Annotated in this window: 17 protein-coding genes; 11 read left to right on the forward strand and 6 right to left on the reverse strand. The window is 56.8% G+C overall.

The genetic code is table 11. The features are described from left to right. Positions 1–23 precede the first annotated feature (23 nt). From JXO48_10295 to purD, 6 genes are all read right to left on the reverse strand, one after another. Positions 24–641 carry a BON domain-containing protein gene (locus JXO48_10295; protein MBN2284268.1) on the reverse strand — a complete coding sequence of 206 codons (618 nt, stop codon included), beginning with the start codon at positions 639–641 and terminating at the stop codon, positions 24–26. Then, complete coding sequence (locus JXO48_10300; protein MBN2284269.1) at positions 638–1,906, reverse strand: NADP-dependent malic enzyme; 1,269 nt, start codon at positions 1,904–1,906, stop codon at positions 638–640. The genes JXO48_10295 and JXO48_10300 overlap by 4 nt, the downstream gene beginning before the upstream one ends. A gap of 154 nt (positions 1,907–2,060) precedes the next feature. Next, positions 2,061–2,720, reverse strand: coding sequence for a threonylcarbamoyl-AMP synthase (locus tag JXO48_10305; GenBank protein ID MBN2284270.1), 660 nt, complete (start codon positions 2,718–2,720; stop codon positions 2,061–2,063). Further along, positions 2,710–3,216, reverse strand: coding sequence for a 5-(carboxyamino)imidazole ribonucleotide mutase (gene purE, locus JXO48_10310; protein ID MBN2284271.1), 507 nt, complete (start codon positions 3,214–3,216; stop codon positions 2,710–2,712). Before purE ends, JXO48_10305 begins: the two co-directional genes overlap by 11 nt. Positions 3,217–3,243: 27 nt before the next feature. Further along, a complete protein-coding gene (gene purH / locus JXO48_10315) occupies positions 3,244–4,809 on the reverse strand; it encodes a bifunctional phosphoribosylaminoimidazolecarboxamide formyltransferase/IMP cyclohydrolase (protein ID MBN2284272.1) in 1,566 nt (521 codons plus the stop codon). A gap of 10 nt (positions 4,810–4,819) precedes the next feature. Next, positions 4,820–6,145, reverse strand: a complete 1,326-nt coding sequence (purD, locus tag JXO48_10320) for a phosphoribosylamine--glycine ligase (GenBank protein MBN2284273.1) — start codon at positions 6,143–6,145, stop codon at positions 4,820–4,822. Between the two features lie 534 nt (positions 6,146–6,679). Between purD and JXO48_10325 the strand changes: the two genes are divergently transcribed. The 11 genes from JXO48_10325 to JXO48_10375 all read left to right on the forward strand — a co-directional run bounded on the left by JXO48_10325 (position 6,680) and on the right by JXO48_10375 (position 19,731). Beyond that, positions 6,680–8,443, forward strand: coding sequence for a sigma 54-interacting transcriptional regulator (locus JXO48_10325; GenBank protein MBN2284274.1), 1,764 nt, complete (start codon positions 6,680–6,682; stop codon positions 8,441–8,443). 573 nt (positions 8,444–9,016) lie between these two features. Continuing rightward, entirely contained in the window at positions 9,017–10,483 is a 1,467-nt protein-coding gene (locus JXO48_10330; GenBank protein ID MBN2284275.1) for a 4-hydroxyphenylacetate 3-hydroxylase family protein, read from the forward strand. A 77-nt stretch (positions 10,484–10,560) separates the two neighbouring features. Beyond that, positions 10,561–10,737, forward strand: coding sequence for a hypothetical protein (locus JXO48_10335; protein MBN2284276.1), 177 nt, complete (start codon positions 10,561–10,563; stop codon positions 10,735–10,737). Between the two features lie 21 nt (positions 10,738–10,758). Beyond that, positions 10,759–12,054: an acetyl-CoA hydrolase/transferase family protein gene (locus JXO48_10340; GenBank protein MBN2284277.1), complete on the forward strand. Its 1,296-nt coding sequence runs from the start codon at positions 10,759–10,761 to the stop codon at positions 12,052–12,054. A gap of 151 nt (positions 12,055–12,205) precedes the next feature. Further along, a complete protein-coding gene (locus JXO48_10345) occupies positions 12,206–13,357 on the forward strand; it encodes an iron-containing alcohol dehydrogenase (GenBank protein MBN2284278.1) in 1,152 nt (383 codons plus the stop codon). An 85-nt stretch (positions 13,358–13,442) separates the two neighbouring features. Further along, positions 13,443–14,744 carry a 4-aminobutyrate--2-oxoglutarate transaminase gene (gene gabT / locus JXO48_10350; protein MBN2284279.1) on the forward strand — a complete coding sequence of 434 codons (1,302 nt, stop codon included), beginning with the start codon at positions 13,443–13,445 and terminating at the stop codon, positions 14,742–14,744. A 352-nt stretch (positions 14,745–15,096) separates the two neighbouring features. Further along, positions 15,097–16,287: an ABC transporter substrate-binding protein gene (locus JXO48_10355; protein ID MBN2284280.1), complete on the forward strand. Its 1,191-nt coding sequence runs from the start codon at positions 15,097–15,099 to the stop codon at positions 16,285–16,287. Between the two features lie 102 nt (positions 16,288–16,389). Then, on the forward strand, positions 16,390–17,274 hold the full coding sequence (locus JXO48_10360) for a branched-chain amino acid ABC transporter permease (GenBank protein MBN2284281.1): 885 nt from the start codon (positions 16,390–16,392) through the stop codon (positions 17,272–17,274). Between the two features lie 18 nt (positions 17,275–17,292). Continuing rightward, the gene (locus JXO48_10365) at positions 17,293–18,306 is read left to right on the forward strand and encodes a branched-chain amino acid ABC transporter permease (GenBank protein MBN2284282.1); all 1,014 of its coding nucleotides are present in this window, start codon (positions 17,293–17,295) and stop codon (positions 18,304–18,306) included. After that, positions 18,306–19,043, forward strand: coding sequence for an ABC transporter ATP-binding protein (locus tag JXO48_10370; protein ID MBN2284283.1), 738 nt, complete (start codon positions 18,306–18,308; stop codon positions 19,041–19,043). Before JXO48_10365 ends, JXO48_10370 begins: the two co-directional genes overlap by 1 nt. Further along, positions 19,021–19,731, forward strand: coding sequence for an ABC transporter ATP-binding protein (locus JXO48_10375; protein ID MBN2284284.1), 711 nt, complete (start codon positions 19,021–19,023; stop codon positions 19,729–19,731). Before JXO48_10370 ends, JXO48_10375 begins: the two co-directional genes overlap by 23 nt. Positions 19,732–19,986 lie beyond the last annotated feature (255 nt).

A 19,986-nucleotide genomic window follows, 5' to 3' on the forward strand; every position in this document is an offset into this window, starting at 1 on the left:
GCCGATGGTCCCCCGTAACCATATCAGGGCGCTTTCACGATGATATTGTCGATGACCCGGCGTGTTCCCGGTGTCTCCCTGGCGATATCGATGATCTTTCGCTTCAGATCGGCCCCGGCAACGATCCCCGAAAGCGAAACGACACCCCCGTAGACATCGACGTCAATGTTCAGTGAGCGGACGCCGGGTTCGGAGATCAGTTTCGCCTTGATCCGGTTTCCCAGGATGGTGTCGTCAATGACCTGGCCGGCCGTCCGGGAGCCGATCTGCAGGTCGTTCTTCACGGATCTGACGCCGGGGACCGCCGCCGCCGTTTGAAAGGCCCGCGTGGCCTCTTCCTGTGTCTCCACCATGCCCGTGAGGGTGACAATGCCCTCGAGCACGTCGACATCGATGTTCCGGGCCCTGACCGCCGGTTCGTCGATCAGTCTCGCCTTTACTTCCGTAGACAGGGCGGCATCATCCACTATCCCGCCGGCGGTCCGCTCATCGGTCGAGACCTTGTACGCACCGGTGGCGCCCGTTCCGATCAGGACCGGCGCGCACCCCACCAGGAGGGACAGAAGGACCGCCCCCATGATCCGCAGTATTGGTTTCACGGTGAACACCCCCATTTTTTTGTCATGTATTGTTCGTTTCATTTCCGGTGCCCCCTGTCGGCTTTCTCATGAGCGGAAGAACCGGCGAGCGCGGCTTCCTTCACCACGTCGGCGATCTTTCTGTGTACGGCCGGATTCATGAAATTGGGGACGATATCGTACTTTCCCGAAAGGTCCGCCAGCGCCTCGGCGGCGGCGAACTTCATGGGATAGGTGATCCGGGTAGCCCGGGCGTCGAGGGTTCCCCGGATAAGCCCCGGAAAGACGAGGCAGTTGTTGATCGTTCTCCCGTCAAGGCCGACGGCGGCTCCCGCGCTGATTGCCTCGGCGGGGAATATTTCCGGTATGGGGTTTGCGAGTGCCAGAACGATGGGCTTCCGGGACATGCTGTGCACCATCTCTTTCGAAACCAGCTTCGGAGAGGAGACACCGATAAAGATGTCCTTTCCCTTGATGATGTCGGAGAGGGTCCCCCGTTCCTTCTTTTCATTGGTCCGTGCCGCCAGGGCCCGCTTGTAGGGGTTCATGCCCCGTTTCCGCCCCCGGTAGAGGGCGCCGGAACGGTCGCAGACGGTGATGTTCCGGAACCCGTATTCAATGAGCATGGTGCCGGTGGCGATGCCCGCGGCGCCCGCGCCGTTGATGACGATACGTACCGTCTCCTTCTTTTTACCCGTTATCTGAAGACAGCGGATCAGTGCGGCCAGGACGACCGTGGCCGTGCCATGCTGATCATCGTGAAAGACGGGCACTGAGACCCGGTCCTGAAGTTTTTCCTCCACCTCGAAACACAGCGGTGCCTGGATGTCCTCGATCATGATGACGCCGAAGGTCTTGGATATGGCCTCAAGGGTGTCCACGATCCGGTCCGCGTCGTCACTGTCGATCAGGATCGGTGTGCAGCTGACACCTCCCATCCTGTTGAGAATGACCGATTTCCCTTCCATGACGGGCATCCCGGCGAGGACGCCGATATTTCCCAGGCCGAGGATGGCTGAGCCGTTCGTGGCGATGCAGGCCGAATTGCCGATCGTCGTGTATTCGAAGACCGCCTCCGGATTATCCATGAGGTATCGGCACGCCTGAGCCACGCCGGGCGTGTAGATAAGGCGCAGGTCACTCAGGGTTTCCATCTTTACCGTGGGTGTGACGGCTATCTTTCCGCCCCGGTGGACATTGAGCACCTCGTCTTCAATGGATATGACGGTGTACCCCTTGAGCTTCTCGATCGCCTGGACGGTATCGGTGAACTGCTTTTCCGAGTCGAAATAGGCGATGATGTCCCTGGTAATATGCTGCGACGTCATGTGGACCTTTGTGATATCTCCCAGCATGGCGCCGTGCTTTCCCAGTTCCATGGCCACTCTCCCGAACGAACTGGGGACATCGGGGATGCGAAGCCGCATCTTCTTGACCAGCTTGAACGCATACCGTTCCAGTTCTTTCATGACCGGTCTCCTTTCAGTTCCCGCGGGTCGCGGTTGTTCCGAGGGGGACGACCTCGCCGATACGTGCCGCGGAAATGACACCCTCCCGCAGGATGACGGCGGGAGCGACGGTTATGTCCACGATCGTTGATCCCCGCCCCCCGGGAGAAGCTCCGCCGTCGACGACGGCATCGACCAGAACACCCAGGGAACGGATGACATCGCCGGCGGTGGAACATTCCTTTTCGTTCGAGATGTTAGCGCTCGTTGCGGTGATCGCTCCTCCGAGGCGGCGGGCGAGTTCCGCCGGGATGGGGTTCGGAGAGAGGCGGATGCCGATCTTTCCCGTGTTCGCCGTCAGGACGCCGGGAAGCAGGGATGCCGCGGGGAAAAGGATGGTAAGCGGCCCCGGCCAGAAATGGTCCATCAGCCGCCGGCCTTCATCGCTGATCGTCCGGACGTATCGTTCAGCATCGGACCGCTGCCCGATAATGAGAGGGATCGGCTTGCTGAAGGTTCGTCCCTTGATGAGGTAGAGCCGGCGCAGGGCGCTTTCGTTGAGCGGGTCCGCGCCGAGGCCGTAAAATGTCTCGGTCGGGTAGGCGATGACCCCGCCCTCCTGCATGATACGGGTTGCTTTTTCCAGCAGCGACGGGTCCGGATGGTCCCCGTCGATGGGAATCCTATCGGGCATCGAGCCGTTCCTGATCCTTCTGAATGTTTTCAGCGAGGGTTTTCCTGTAGGCAGCGAGTTTTTTCTTCAATGCCCCGTCCTCCAGGGCCAGTATCCTGACGGCCATGAGGGCGGCGTTCTTTGCGCCGGCTTTTCCCAGCGCCATGGTTGCCACGGGGACGCCGCCGGGCATCTGGACCGTTGAGAGCAGGGCGTCAAGCCCCTTGATCGGCGATGATTCGATGGGTACACCGATAACGGGGAGTGCCGTCTGGGATGCGATGACACCGGCGAGGTGGGCCGCCGCGCCGGCGCCGGCGATGATGATCCTGATACCCCGCGATTCGGCCTTCCCGGCGAAGGCCGTGGTCCGCTCCGGTGAGCGGTGCGCCGATGTGAGGACCATCTCGTGAGCGATACCGAACTCTTTCAGGAGCGATGATGCTTCCTCCATGACGGAAACATCGGAATTGCTTCCCATGACGATGCTGATGACCGGTTTTTCCTTTTTTTTCATTTCCCTGCTCCCTTCATCGCCGGGTTTCTAATGCCTGAAATGACGTTTTCCCGTAAAGAGCATGGCTATGCCGTGCTCGTCGGCTGCCTGGATCGATTCTTCGTCCCTGATGGAGCCGCCCGGTTGAATAATGGCCGTGATGCCCGCCTCGGCGGCGGTGTCGACAACGTCTCTGAAGGGGAAGAAGGCATCGGAACCGAGGACGGTCCCCTTCGTGGGTGCCTGGGCCTTCATCAGGGCGATCTTCATGGAATCGATACGGCTCATCTGGCCGGCACCGACACCCACGAGCCGGTCCTTTGCGGCAATGACGATCGCGTTCGATTTGACGTTCTTTACCACCCGCCAGGCGAAATCGAGGGCCTGGTATTCCTCTTCCGTGGGCTTACGCTTTGTGACGACCCGGGCATTGCGAACGTTGTCGGTATCCAGGTCCCGGTCCTGCACCAGCAGGCCGCCCGCCACGCGGCGGAAGTCGAGCTCGCCCACCCGTGGGCCTGCGGGGGGATCGATGGCCAGCAGCCGGAGGTTCTTTTTGGATTGCAGTATTTCCCGTGCCTCGGCGTCAAAGCCGGGGGCGATGATGACTTCGAGAAAGATCTTTCCAAGTTCCTCCGCCGCCGCCTTGTCGACGGGACGGTTGAAACTGACGATGCCGCCGAAGGCCGATACGGGATCGGTCTGAAAGGCCTTCAGAAAGGCCTCGCGGAGGTCGCCGTCCGAGGTCGCGGCACCGCAGGGATTGGCATGTTTCATGATGATGGCCGTGGGTGCCGTGAATTCGGACACCATCTGCCAGGCCGCGTCGCTGTCCATGATATTGTTGTATGACAGTTCCTTGCCCTGGAGTTGCCGGGCGTTTGAGATGACCGACGCCGAGAGATCCGGCTCGCCGTAGAAAACGGCCTTCTGGTGTGGATTTTCGCCATATCGAAGGTCCTGGACCTTCCGGAACTGCATGGTCATGGTATCGGGGAATTCTCTTTTGGCGCCGGTGATGTCTGTTCGTCCGAGATAGTTCGAAATGGCGGCGTCATAGCGGGCGGTCAATTGGAAGGTCTTGACGGCCAGGGAAAAATTCGTTTCCTCGGAAACGCTCCCCTTTCGTTCCTTCATCTCATCGAGCACCCGGCCGTAGTCGACGGGGTCGGTGACGACCGTGACGAACCGGTAGTTCTTGGCGGCGGCGCGCAGCATGGTCGGCCCGCCGATGTCGATGTTTTCGATGGCGTCCTCGAGGGTGCACCCCTCGTGCCGCACCGTGTCCTCGAACCGGTACAGATTGATGACCACCATGTCGATGGGCACAATACCATGCTCGGCGATGGCCTTCATGTGTTCCTCGTTGTCCCGCATGGCAAGCAGCCCGCCGTGCACCTTCGGATGGAGCGTCTTCAGGCGCCCGTCCATCATTTCGGGAAACCCCGTGTAATCGGAGACATCGATAACGGCGATCCCGTTTTCCCGAAGCTGGGCCGCCGTGCCGCCCGTTGAAAGGATCTCCACGTCGAATTTTTTCAATTCCCTGACAAATTCGATGATACCGCTCTTGTCCGTGACACTGACCAGCGCCCGTTTGATCTTTGTTTCCATTGACACTCCTCTATCCTCGTATTTGCTTCATGTGCTGAATTCTTTTTTCGATCAGTTCCTTCGTGCCGATATCCGGGCGGTGATCCACGGGCCCGCTGATCGCCGATACGGCCGATTCAGCCTTTTTCTCGGCCCCGTCCAGGTCCCCCGCTATCCCCACCACGCCGACGGCCCGCGATGTGGTCATGAAAAGCCCGTCATCGCGACGGTCCACCGAGGAATAGTAGAGATTCACATCCTGCACGTTCTCCACCTCTATTTTCGCAGAGGTGGTCTTCGCGTCGGGATGGTCCTTTGGCAGGCCATATCCCCGGGGCACGACGTATTTGCATACTGTGGCTTTCTTTTCGAACTCCACGGGCAGCCTGTCGAGCGTTCCGTCGATGACGGCCCGGCAGAGTTCCACAAAATCGGTGCGGAGCAGGGGCAGGATGTTCATCGCCTCGGGGTCCCCGAAGCGCGCGTTGTACTCGAGAAGCCGCACGCCGTCCCGGGTGATGATGAAGCCGCCGTACATGATCCCCTTGTAATACTCGCCGGTTTCCCGGTAAATGGCGTCGGCTACCCTCCGGGTGATATCAAGACCGGCTTCAACATCCTCCCGCCCCATGAAGGGAAGTAAATGGTCCTCCATTGAATAGGAACCCATCCCGCCCGTGTTCGGACCCCTGTCCCCCACGAAGCGTCGCTTATGGTCCTGCACCGGTGGTGTGGCGACGACGGTCTTTCCGTCACAGAGACACTGTAATGAAAATTCCTCGCCGTCGAATTTTTCTTCCACGATGACCGAGGCGTGTTCGCTGAGTATCGACCGGCACTGTTCCAGGGCTTCCTCTTTGCTCTGAAAATGATCACCCTGGACCAGGACGCCCTTTCCCCCCGTCAGGCCGTCCGGTTTGATCACCACCTGTTCGAGTTCGCTCATGAACCCGGCGATGCCCTCGAGGGAATGAAAGACCCTGAACCGTGGGTTCCCGGGAATGTCGTATTTTTTCAGCAGCTCCCGCGTGAAGGATTTCGATGTTTCCAGCCGTGCCAGGTTCCTGGTGGGGCCAACGGCGGGGATACCCCGCGCCGCCAGCGCGTCGACGACGCCCCTGTCAAGAGGGTCCTCCGGGCCGATACAGGCGAAATCCACGGCATGCTCGACGGCGAATCGCGCGATGGCGTCCGGGTCGTCATAGGTTCCAAGCCGGACCGCCTTCGAGAGCGACGCGATGCCGGGGTTGTTGGATTTCATATATGCGTACAACACCGGATCATGACCGGAACGCATGATGCGTTCCGCCATGACGTGCTCCCGCGCGCCGTTTCCGACCAAGAGAACCTGTACCATGTGCGTCATACCTCCTGTAGACCTGCCGTTACCATTCCTGTCGTTCAATTGGATGTGATCAGATCGATCATAGAAAATCACCTATATCCAAAAAGACATTATTCGTCAATGATTGACAACTTCGGGGATCGGGATTGGGGATTACGGAGTAGAAGGATTATGGATTAGATTTTTCACCTCCCTTTTGCAAAGGGAGGCCGGGAGGGATTTTTGTATGTAAAATCCCCCCAACCCCCCCTTTGTCAAAGGGGGGCTCTGGGTACGTTACTTTATCAAAGGGGGGCTTTCGGTTTGGTGCTTTACCAAAGGAGGGGCTTTCAGTACGTTACTTTATTAAAGGGGGGCTTTTCACTTTGCCACTTTGCCACTTTGTCGCTTTGCCACTCTTCCCTCGCGTCTACCGTTCCAGCGACCTGTCGGGAAACATCATGATCGCCCTGCGAAAAACCTGTTTGACAAACATGGCATGAATGCTGCAAAGTACTCCGATATTGGTGGCTGGTTGATGAGAACGGCAATACCGGTGGTGCATATATGATGCTGAAAGACAGCCCGGAATTCCTGATGAAGATCATTCCCGATACGTTCTTCCGGGCATTGATCGATTCCGCCTATTTCGGAATTCTCGCGGTCGACCGGGAGGGGGGTGTGTTCTACGCCAACCAGGCGGCGAAAAAACTCCTGGGCTATGAGGATGTTACGGACTTCGCATCAATGCGTATCGCTGACATGGATGCCCAACTCTGGGAGGATTACAGAAAGATCATCGGCACGGGGGTTCCCCAGTTGAACGTGCCCTATAGTCACCGGGGCAGTAACGTGATCAGTCACCGTACGCCCATTGAAGCGGAAGGTGAGATAATCGGGATCGTCAGCGTGTTCCAGAGCCTCGAGGAGTATGAGAAGCTTGCCATGGACATATTCAGGGTCAGGGAATATGCCGACGAAATAGAAGCGATCATCGGCTCGTCGTACGACGGCATCTACGTGACCGACGGAGACGCCAACACGATCAGGGTCAACGCCGCCTATGAGAAGATCACCGGTATCAAGGCCGCCGAGGTGCTGGGAAGGAACATGCGGGACCTTGTCAGGGAGGGGTATTATGACGAGAGCGTATCACTGAAGGTCCTCGAAAAGCGGGAGACCATCACCATCCGCCAGACGCTGAAATCGGGCAAGGAGATACTGGTAACGGGCAATCCCATCTATGACGAGGCGGGCAACATCAAGATGATCGTTACCAACGTGCGGGATATGACGGAGCTGGTCGAGTTGAACAAACGCCTGGAAGCGTCGCTGGGGTTGACGACGGCCTACAAGGAGCGGCTCCAGGAACTGCAGCGATCGGCCGTCCGGCAGAGCGATCTGATACGGGTGTCCGAGGCCATGCTCCATGTCTATGATCTGGTTGAGCGGGTATGCATGACGGACGCGACGGTCCTGATATACGGTGAGACCGGCGTAGGTAAGGACCGGGTGGCCGAGGAGATACACGACAAGTCGAAGCGCTCCGAGAGCGGCATATTTGTCAAGATAAACTGCGGTGCCATTCCCGAAACGCTCCTCGAAAGCGAACTGTTCGGCTACGACAAGGGGGCTTTTACCGGGGCGAAGCGGGAAGGCAAGGCGGGGCTCTTCGAGGTGGCCGACGGGGGGACGCTGTTCCTCGATGAAGTGGAATCGATGCCGCTGGTCCTGCAGTCAAAGCTGCTGCGGGTGCTTCAGAACTTCGAGATCACCCGGGTCGGTGGAACTGTGCCGAAAAAGGTCGACGTCCGCCTGATCTGTGCCTCGAATCAGGACCTGAAGGAACTGATCGAAAGAAAGGAATTCAGGGCGGACCTTTACTACCGGCTGAACGTGGTCCCCATTTATGTCCCGCCCCTGCGGGAACGGAGGGACGACATTCCCTACCTGATCAATCTTTTTCTCAAGCAATTCAATGAGAAACACGGGAGGAACATGATGCTCAGTCGTGATTCCTTCGACATGCTCTGCCATTATAACTGGCCGGGGAATGTCCGCGAACTGGCAAACGTCATCGAGCGGCTCGTGGTCGTCACCTCGGACAGCATCATTTATCCCCATCACCTTCCCCTGGAGTTCTGCGAAAAGGTCCGGTATGACACGCTGAGCGGCGACGTAACGCTCAAAGAACACCTGGAAAAGGTTGAAATGGCGGTCATCAGGAACGCCGTCGAAAAATATGGAAGTGCCAGAAAGGCGGCACCCCATCTCGGCATCGATCCCTCCACGCTCACGCGCAAGCTGAAAAAAAGCACCACTAACGGTTAATTAAAAAGGAAACAATCCAGAGTGCCGCCTGGATCAAGGCCCCGGTCGTGGCGGCAGGCATCTCGTCGGGCGTCAATTTGTCGTCGTCCCTGTCATAATGACCTGCCATGACCGGATGTCGAAAACGGTTTGGGGTGCTTACCCACGAGATGCAATTCTGCATCGGGGTTCTCACCTGTCGCGATTTGGGTGTTATGTAATTAAATCAGATGGCTGTGAGATGCTCACGCTATGCGGTGCACGCCCGTTGCATTCCTGCATCAATAGTGTGAAAAAGAAGATATTTTCCCTGATTTCAATGACATGTTTTTTTCATCATCCCCTGTTGATGCATTGCTGCATTATTCTTTTTTTCACTTTCCTGTGGATCGATGAGGAACGGGTTGCCCCGTAAGAACGGTAACCCTTTGTATTTTAATCACTATTGTGGAATGAGCCGGCCGGACCGATTCTGTGGCATGATAATTGTAGGACCTTTTGCAGCGTTACAGAATGCCGGCGGTCCGCTGGCGCGGTTCGGCCGGTTCAGAAATATAAACCGTTTTTTCACAGCATTTCCGAAGGAGGCTCTGTATGAGTAAATTAATGAATGCCAAAGAATATGAGGAAAGCCTTCGAAAATTGAATTTGAAGGTATACATGTTCGGTAAACGGGTCGAGAGCCCCGTTGATGATCCGATCATCCGCCCTTCCATGAACGCCGTGGCAATGACCTATGAGCTTGCCCACCGGCCCGAATATGAAGACCTGATGACCGACACGTCTCACCTCACCGGAGAAAAGGTAAACCGGTTCTGCCACATTCACCAGTCGGTGGGTGACCTGGTAAAAAAGAGCAAAATGGGTCGCCTCCTTGGCATGAAGACCGGTTGCTGCTTTCAGCGCTGCGTGGGCATGGATGCCTTGAACGCCCTTTCCATCACCACCCACGCGATCGATCAGAAGTACGGCACGGAATACAACAAACGCTTTTTGGAGTACCTGAAGTACGTACAGGAAAACGACCTCACCTGTGACGGTGCCATGACGGACCCGAAAGGTGACCGGAGCCTGGCGCCCCACGCGCAGCCCGATCCGGACGCCTTCATGCATGTCGTGGAAGAACGTCCCGACGGAATCGTCGTGAGCGGCGCGAAAGCCCATCAGACGGGCGCCGTCAATTCCCACGAGATCATCATCATGCCCACCATTACTATGCGGGAGGCCGATAAGGATTACGCCATTTCCTTCGCCCTGCCGAGCGATGCCGAGGGTATCACCTACATTATCGGCCGCCAGTCCTGTGACACCAGGAAATCGGAAGGGATGACGCTCGACCGCGGCAACATGCACTACGGTGGTCACGAGGCGCTGGTCGTCTTCGACAAGGTCTTCGTTCCCTGGGACCGCGTGTTCATGTACAAGGAATATGACTTCTCGACCCAGCTGGTGGAGAATTTCGCCGCCTATCACCGGCAGAGTTACGCGTGCAAGGTCGGTGTCGGCGATGTCCTGATCGGTGCCACCCAGACAGTCGCAGAGTATAACGGTGCCGATAAGGCTTCCCATGTGAAGGACAAGATCGTCGAGATGAACCACCTCAACGAGACGCTTTACTGCGGCTGCATCGCCTGCGCGTCCGAAGGTCACAAGGAGCCGAGCGGCACCTATCTGGTTGACGTGCTTCTCGCCAATATCCACAAACACAACGTCACCCGTTTCCCTTATCAGATAGCGCGGCTTGCGCAGGACATCGCCGGCGGCCTGCTGGTCACATTGCCTTCGGCGGCCGATTTCGCATCGCCTGAAGTGGGGAAATTGATGGAAAAGTACTACAAGGCGAAAGCCGATGTGCCCACGGAGCACAGAATGAGGATTCTGCGGCTTATCGAGAATCTGACGCTCGGTACGGCGGCAGTGGGGTACCTGACGGAGTCGATGCATGGTGCCGGTTCTCCCCAGGCGCAGCGGATCATGATTACCCGGATGATCAACCTTGAATTGAAAAAACAAACGGCGAAGGAACTGTGCGGGATAGAGAAGGGGGATCACCTCAGCTGAAAATCGGTCTTAAGTACTGTGGCGGATGCAGGGCACAGTATAACAGGGTTAAGACCGTCGAATATATACGATCACGATTGGGGGACGATGTTTCATTCGTTCCCCCCGATCGTGACGATCTCGATTTTGTTCTGATCGTGGCGGGATGTAAAACGGCCTGTGTCGATGTCTCACCCTTTGAAGGCCATCCCATCCGCTACATTACGAGCGAGGAAGATGCGGAGCAACTGATTGCTGATTTGCGCAAGGATTAAATCAAGGAGGTCACGAGACTGATGTGCTGGGAGGAAATATACAAAAGTAAACTGACCACCGCGGAAGAAGCGGTGAAACATATCAAGTCGGGCGACCGGGTCGTCGTCGGCCACGCCTCGGGGTCACCCGAGGTACTCCTCAAGGCAATGGTGGAAAACAAGGAAGCCTATGAGGACGTTGAGATCGTACACATGGTCGCCATGGGTCCATCTGAGTATTGCCTGCCTGAAAACGCCAAGCATTTCATCCACAACTCACTTTTTGCGGGCGGGACATCCCGCAAGGCCATTCATGACGGGCGGGCCGTCTTCACACCGTCCCACTTCAGCCAGATACCGCGCCTGTTCCGGAAGAAGGTGCTCCCCGTCGACGTCACCCTGTGCATGTTGTCATCTCCCGATGAGCATGGCTATTGTTCGTTCGGTATTTCCGTCGATTATACGAAACCAGCGGCGGAGAGCTCGAAGATCGTGATAGCCGAGGTGACGCCCCATATGCCGAGGACGCTGGGTGACGCGTTCATCCACGTATCCCGGATCGATCATATCGTTGAATGCGACTCGAAACCGATCGTTCTGCAGCCGCCGAAGATCGGCGAACTCGATGAAAAGATCGGCGGGTACTGCGCCGAACTGATCGAGGACGGTGCCTGCCTGCAGCTGGGTATCGGTGCCGTTCCCGATTCGATCCTGAGCTTTTTGAAAAGCAAGAAAGATCTGGGGATTCACACGGAAATGTTTTCCGACGGTGTTGTTGACCTGGTGAAAGAAGGGGTCATCAACTGCTCCCGAAAGAATTTTCATCCCAACAAGATGGTGGCGACCTTTTTCATGGGTACCGAGAAGCTGTACAACTTCGTACACAATAACCCCATGGTGGAGATGTTTCCCGTTGATTACACCAACAACCCGGCCAATGTGGCACGCAATGACAACGTGGTCTCCATCAATTCCGCCCTGCAGGTGGACCTGACGGGCCAGGCCTGCTCGGAGTCGATCGGATACAAGCAGTTCAGCGGGACGGGCGGCCAGGCCGATTTCGTGCGAGGTGCCGCGTGGTCCCATGGCGGGGTCTCCATCCTTGCCTTCCACTCGACCGCCGCAAAGGGGACCCTGTCGAGGATCGTCCCCCATCTCGACGAAGGCGCCATCGTGACCACGACGAGGACGGATATCCATTATGCCGTTTCGGAATACGGCATCGCCGAACTCCGGGGGAAATCGGTTCCCCAGCGCGCGGAAGCACTTATCAGTATAGCCCATCCGGATTTCAGGGCCGATCTGAAGAAGGAATTCTCACGGATCTATAACAGATAGTCAGTGTTCTCGATGGCGGTAACGCGACCCTTTCCTTGCGGGAGCGCATCCCGCCGGTGACCATGCCGGCGGGATGTTTCCGTGAGCCATCGATTCGATACATCCGCCATGCCGGCGGAACAACTACATACTGCCGAGAGGAGGAAACAGCATGGTTCATGTCTTTACGACCACACCCAGGATCGTAATGGGCCCCGGTGCCATCAAGACCATCGGGGAAGAAGTCAGGAACCGGGGTGTCAGAAAGGTCCTGATCGTGACCGATAAAGGGGTTGTCGGTGCCGGCCTGACAAAGGCCGTTGAGTCGTCGCTCAAGGCCGCAAAGGTCAGCTACGCGATATTCGACGGCGTTGAACCGGATCCGCGCTATGAGATCGTCGCCGACTGCGTTGCCATGGCAAAGAAGGAAAAGGCGAAACTGCTCATCGGTCTGGGCGGCGGAAGTCCCATTGACATCGCCAAGACATCGGCCGTCATGGTGACGAACAAGGGACCCATCGGCGCGTACTTCGGCGTCAACCTGATCCCGAAACCGGGACTGCCCACCATCATGGTTCCGACGACGGCGGGTACGGGCAGCGAAGTGACGCCCATCGCCATTCTTTCGGACGAAGGGGAAAAACTGAAAAAAGGCGTCGTCAGTCCCCACATGTACCCTGCGGCAGGCATTCTTGATCCGGAACTGACCGTCGGTCTTCCGCCGCATGTCACGGCGGCGACGGGAATGGATGCCCTCATTCATGCCGTCGAGGCCTACACGTCGATCAACGCGACGGGCATGACCGACATGTACTGTATCCGGGCGATCAGCCTCATTTATAACAACCTGCGAACGGCATACGCCAAGGGCGATAACATGGCCGCCCGGACGGCCATGATGGAAGGTGCCCTTCTGGCGGGTATCGGTTTCGCCAATGCGGGCGTCACGGCCGTCCATGCCTTTGCCTACCCGATCGGCGCCGAGTTCCATATCCCTCACGGGATCGCCAACACCCTGATGCTGCCCCATGTCATCCGTTACAACGTGCTGGGCAATCTTCCGAAATTCGCCGGCCTTGCCGGTCCCTTCGGGATCCCCACGGCGGGTCTCGACGACCTGCAGATAGTGGACCGCGTCATCGCGGCGATCGACCGCCTGGCGGACGATATCAGGGTCCCGCGGCATCTCGCCGATTACGGGGTGACAGAAAAGGACGTGCCCATGCTGGCGGAAGGCGTGATGAAAGTGACCCGGCTTCTGGCGAACAATCCGAGGACGTTGCTCCTCGAGGATGCCAAGGCGATCTACCGGGCGGCCCTGTAAGAGAATATCGCCTCAGGGCGGTCTCCGTGTATGGGGCCTCCCTGGGTCTTTATACGGAATTATTGAATCTCAGGAGGAAGAATTAATGGACAATACAGCTCTTGTGGACAAGCGATCGGCATCGCTCGCGAAGTCATTCGCGGGCGGGAAACCGGCCTTTGCGGCATTCGGAAAAGGCGCCCTTCTCACCGACGTCGATGGACGTGAGTACATCGATTTCGCCGGCGGCATCGGTGTCATGAACATTGGGCACTCCCATCCCAGAGTGGTCGCCGCCATTCAGGACCAGGCCGGGAAATTGACCCACTCCTGCTTCATGGTCGTTCCCTATGAACCTGCCGTCAGGCTGGCCGAGCGTCTGTGCGCCCTCACTCCCGGCTCATTTCCGAAAAAGGCCTTTTTCGTCAATGCCGGCGCCGAGGCGGTGGAGAACGCCGTCAAGATATCACGGTATTACACAAAAAGGCAGGGGATCATCGTTTTTGACAATGGTTTTCACGGACGGACCCTGCTCACCATGACCATGACAAGCAAGGCGAAGCCTTACAAATTCGGTTTCGGGCCCTTTGCGCCGGAGATCTACCATGCGCCCTACGCCTACTGCTACCGGTGCCCCTTCGGCCTGGAGTATCCGAAATGCGGAGTATACTGCGCCGATTTTCTGAAAAAGGAATTTTTTATTCGGTGTCCCGCGGAAACGACGGCGGCGGTCATCGCTGAACCGGTGCAGGGCGAAGGCGGATTCATCACGCCGCCGCCCGAGTATTTCCCCAAGGTCGCCGAGATCTGCAAGGAGAACGGCATCCTCTTTGTTTCCGATGAGATACAGGCCGGTATGGCCCGGACGGGTGGAAAACTCTTCGCCATCGAGCACTGGGGTGTCGAACCCGACATAATGACCATAGCGAAGAGCCTTGCCGCCGGCATGCCGTTGAGCGCCGTCGTCGGCAGGGCGGAGATTATGGATTCGATCCATCCCGGCGGCATCGGCGGGACCTACGGCGGCAATCCCGTGGCCTGCGCGGCGGCCAACGCCGTCCTCGACGCCTATGAAGAGGAAAACATGCTCGAAAAGAGCGAAGCCCTGGGCAAAAAACTGTGGGCGGCCTTCACGGGGATGCAGAAGAAATACGAGATCATCGGGGACGTGCGCGGCAAGGGTCCCATGATCGCTCTCGAACTGGTCAAGGACCGCGCGACGAAAGAGACCAATGCCGAGGCTGCGGGCAAGATCGCCGCCTATGCCTTTGAGAAGGGACTGATCCTCCTTACCTGTGGTCCCTATGCCAACTGCATCAGGTGCCTGATGCCGCTGGTCATCACCGATGAACATCTCGACCGGGGGTTGGCGATCATCGACGAGGCCTTTGCCTCCCTCGAGAAGTAGAAAATGACCGGGGCGGCGCCTCCTCGGGAAGGCGCCGCACCCGATCGAAAGGGATCTTTGAAACACGATAAGGCTGTTGCCGGTATTCTTCCTTGCAGAGGATACCTGTTCGCGCAGCAGAGGGATAAACGGACATAAGGGTTCCGGATATGGCCGGCGGTGCATTGGGCCATGACGATGGCTCGAGGATCGGCGATGTTGATATGCGCAATCCGGTGCATTCGGATAACCAACCTCTTCAGTGGGAAGGGGCAACTTCACTATAGCTATAAGGAAGGAGAGCGGTATGAAGAAAGCGAGTTGGTGGCGAAAAGGATTTGTCTGGTTTGTAACCCTGACCTTGAGCCTTGCCATGGTCGTATCGGTGGGAACACCGGCGATGGCAAAGGAAAAGGTCATAAAGATCGGGAACATTCTTCCCCTGTCAGGACCCTCGGCATCGGTTGGAATCCAGGGCAAGTATGCACGGGAGCTTGCAACGGAGATGATAAACGAAGCCGGCGGGATCAAGTCTCTGGGTGGTCTGAAGCTCGAGAACATCTATGTTGACAGCAAGAGCGACCCCACCGTGGGTGTCACGGCGGCGGAGAGGCTCATCAATACCAATAAGGTAAATATTCTGTCGGGATGCTGGAACTCGGCCGTCACCTATCCCTCAACGCAGGTGGCCGAACGTTACGGAATTCCCTTCATCGTGCCTGTTTCCGTTCGGAACACCATCACGGAGAGAGGGTTCAAATATACCTTCAGGATCGCCGCGAAGGACGCCTGGTGGACCCGTGACCAGTTCGGTTTCCTTGAAGATATGAAGAAAAAGACCGGCGAGCAGCTGACGACCATGGCCTTCGTCTACGAGAACGGCGACTGGGGTGTCGGCATGGCCGAGTCATGGCGCGAACTGGCAAAACAATACGGCTACAAGGTCGTTCTCGACGAACCCTATCCCAGCACGGCCAGCGACCTGACACCGGTCGTCATGAAGATCAAGAAGGCAAACCCCGACGTCCTGCTTCTGACCTCGAACGCATCCGACGCCATTCTGCTGACGAACACCATGGCCGAAATGAAAGTGAAAACGAAAGCCGTTATCGGAACCGGCGGCGGCCACGCGGACCCGATGTTCCGGAAGAACTGCGGCAAGAACGCCGAATACATGTTCGACGTCGTTGAATGGGAAGCCGACCTGAACAAGACCGGCATTCCCGAGTTGAACGCGGAGTTCAAGAAACGTCACGGCTATGACCTTGCCGGTGAGAGCGTCGATGCCTTCGTGTCGGTCTTTGTCATCGCCGACGCCCTGGAGCGCGCCGGTTCGCTGGACCCCAAGAAGATCAGAGAGGCCCTTGCGGCGACAAAACTGTGCTCGGGCCCCGGCATGATCGTTTCCTATGACTGCGTCCAGTTCGATGAGAACGGGCAGAATATTAATGCCGGTATCGTGATGGTCCAGTACCGCATGATCGACGGGAACCTGGAACGGGTTTCCATCTGGCCTGAAAGCGCCGCGAGAGCCGGGTATGAAGCCATATTCCCCATGCCCTGAAATGGGACACGCTGCTGCGTAACATTGAAATGAACGTTGCCGGGTCCGGCCGGACGAGACCCGGACCCGGCAACCGCCATCATGAATCGAAATGAGGAAACTATGGATGCAATTCTTCAAGCAATCGTAAACGGTACGCTTACCGGCTCGATTTACGGTCTTGCTGCGCTGGGTCTGACCCTGATCTTCGGTGTCATCAAGGTCATCAACTTCGCCCACGGGTCCTGTTTGATGGTCGGTATGTACGCCGCCTACTGGGTGGTCCTTCTGACGGGGGTAAATCCTTATGTGGCCTTGATAGTCGTTGTTCCTTTTCTCTTCTTCTTCGGCTATTTCCTGCAGGATATCGTGATCAAGCCCGTCCTTGAAGCTCAGAGCGATGTCAGGGAACCAACGGAGGTCATTATCGTAACGACCGGTGTCTGGTATATTCTGGACAACCTGACCTTGATGCTCTTCGGAGCTGAATACCGGGTCGTTCAAACGTCTATTTCTGGAACATCCTTCGAGCTCGGCGAGCTTATCGTATCAGCGCCGAAACTCTACGGATTCATCGCCACGATCATTGTTTCCGTGGCGGTTGTCTGGTTTCTCAACAGCACGAAAATGGGAAAGTCCATCCGTGCGGCCTCTCTTGACCGCGAGGCGGCGAGCCTCATGGGAATCAACCAGTACCGGGTGTACAACATCGCCTTCGGTATCGGAACAGCGATCATGGGTGTCGTCGGTTGCGTATTGATTCCTTTCTATTATGTCTTTCCGACGGTCGGTGTCATCTTCGACGTCAAATGTTTCATCATCGTCGTTCTGGGAGGTCTGGGCAGCATTCCCGGCGCCCTGGTGGGTGGTGTCATTATCGGTCTGATCGAGTCTATCGGTGCTCAGTTCATGGCATCAACCTGGACCGAGTTGATCGTGTATGTCGTCTTCCTGGCGGTTCTCTTCATCAGACCCGCGGGGCTGTTCGGATCAAAGCTGGACTGGTAGGAAAGGAGACAAACAACCATGAAACGAGAAACACTGGACAAGATACTCAAAATTGTGCTGGTAGCCGGTGTGTTCACCTTGCCGCTCTGGATGAACAGTCCCACCTATCTCCAGATCCTGATCCTGCTTTTCTGGTATGCCTACCTGACCACGTCATGGAACCTGGTCGGCGGCTGGGCCGGTGTGTTGCCGCTGGGTCATTCGGCCTACATCGGGATCGGTGCCTACACGTCAACGGTACTGGCCATGCATTACGGTTTGAGCCCCTGGATCGGCATGTTCGTCGGGGGTATACTCGCCTCGATCGTAGGAATCATTATCGGTGTTCCCACTCTGAAGCTCAGGGGAGCCTACTTCGCGCTTTCGACGATGGCCTTCGGCGAGGGCGTGCGTGTCCTTGTGGAGAATACGAACAAGCTGGGACCCTTTGCGATCAATGGTCCCCGCGGTATCTGTATTCCACTGCAGAACGGATTCTGGAATTTCCAGTTCATCAGCAAGGTTCCCTATTATTATATAATCCTCATCATGCTTTGCGTGGCCCTCTTTGTGACGTGGTACATGTCCCGGGTCAGGATCGGATACTATCTGAACGCGGGCGGTGAAGAGCCCGAAGCGGCGGAAGCGCTTGGTGTGAACGTCGCGAAGTACAAGGTCATCGCCATGGCCATCAGTTGCTTCATGACGGGGCTCGCGGGGACTTTTTACGCGCAGATGGCGCTCTACTTTTACCCGAAGGCGATCCTGGGACTCGATCTGTCCTTTGAGATCGCCTTTATCGCCCTCATCGGAGGCCGCGGTACCCTGGCCGGCCCCGTTCTTGGCGCCCTGGTCCTCAGACCGGTGACCGATTTCTCGCGTATCTACTTCAGTTCCATACTCCCCGGTCTGCACCTGGTCATATACGGACTGGTCCTGATCCTGGTCATGATCTACCAGCCGAGAGGCATCCAGGAGCCGCTGAGTAAGGCCTATGACTGGTTTCTTGACAATATGACGGGTACTGCTCGAGCAAAGGGGGTGAAGTCATAATGGCAACAATGCTTGAAGTTAAGAACGTATCAAAACATTTCGGCGGTTTGAAAGCGGTCGATCAGGTCTCCCTTTCAATAAATGAGGGAGAGATCTTCGGTCTGATAGGGCCGAACGGTGCGGGAAAATCGACGCTTTTTAACTGTGTGGCCGGCTACTATCCTCCCACGTTCGGTGAGATCCTTTTCAGGGGTGAATCCATCACCGGCCTGCGGCCCTGGGACATCTGCAAGAAGAGGATCGCCAGGACCTTTCAACTGGTGAAGCCTTTCAAGATGAAAAGCGTCCTTTACAATACCATGGTGGGGGCCTATGTGCGTTCCACCAATCCCGCCGAGGTCAGGGACATGGCACTGGAGATCCTGGAGGAACTGCAGTTGGCCGATAAGAAGGATGTGCTGGCGAAAAATCTTACCATAGCCGACAGGAAACGTCTTGAACTGGCCCGCGCGATGGCGACGGATCCCGAGATGCTGCTTCTGGATGAATGCATGGCGGGTCTGCGGCCGAACGAGGTGGATGAAACGCTGGATATCATTCGCGGTATTCGGGACCGCGGGGTCACCATATTCGTGATCGAGCATATCATGCGGGCGATCATGTCCCTCTCCGACCGGATCACGGTTATTCAGTTCGGCGCGAAAATAATGGAAGGCACGCCGGCAGAGGTTGCCGCCGACGAGAGAGTCATTAAAGCATATCTGGGGGAAAGCTATGTCGCTGCTGGAAATAAATAAAATCACATGCTTTTACGGGGACGTCCAGGTCATCTACGATGTATCGATGCATGTCGATGAAGGTGAGATCATCAGCATGATCGGCGCGAACGGTGCCGGGAAGTCCACCATTCTGAAATGTATCTCGGGCCTGATGAAGGCAAAAACGGGAACGATCACCTTTGATGGTCAGCAGGTTCAGAATCTTCGCCCGGAAAAGATCGTCGACAGAGGCGTGATACATGTTCCCGAGGGAAGACGGCTGTTCCCCCTGATGACGGTGAAGGAGAATCTTGAGGTTGGGGCCCACAATCCACGGGCCTATCCGCACAGGGAAGAGACCATCAAGGATGTTTACAAGTTATTGCCGCGCCTGCAGGAGCGCGAAAAACAGCTCGCCATCACTCTGAGCGGCGGTGAACAGCAGATGGTCGCCATCGGCAGGGGCATGATGGCGATGCCGAAGATCCTGATGCTTGATGAACCCTCCCTGGGGCTTGCCCCGGTCTTGATCCAGGAAATATTCCAGACGATCAGGAAGATCGCAGAACAGGGTACGACGGTATTGCTTGTCGAACAGGACGTGCAGCATTCTCTCAGCCTGAGCGATCGGGGGTATGTCCTCGAACACGGGCGGGTCGTGCAGGAAGGTCTTGGTTCCGAGTTGCTGAACAATCCGAACATACGGGAAGCGTATCTCGGTATATAGCTCACAAACGATCTCTTCGATCCCGGCTAACGGGAAGTGCCGGGATCGAAGGGAAAACCGCTTCCCGTGGTCCTGGGGGAATAAGTCCTTTCAGATGGATAGGTGAATTATCGGTGATCGTGATCGCTGTTCGCCGGTTTTTACGAAGAAATGCATCTGAAAAATGTATTATCGGTGTTTTTGCTTGCCAACGCTTCAAGGGGTTGGTAAAAACGCCCCTTGTTCGGCTTCCCACATGAAAAAAAAGAGGGAATG

The sequence above is a fragment of the Deltaproteobacteria bacterium genome (genome assembly GCA_016933965.1).
GTDB lineage: Bacteria > Desulfobacterota > Syntrophia > Syntrophales > UBA2210 > JAFGTS01.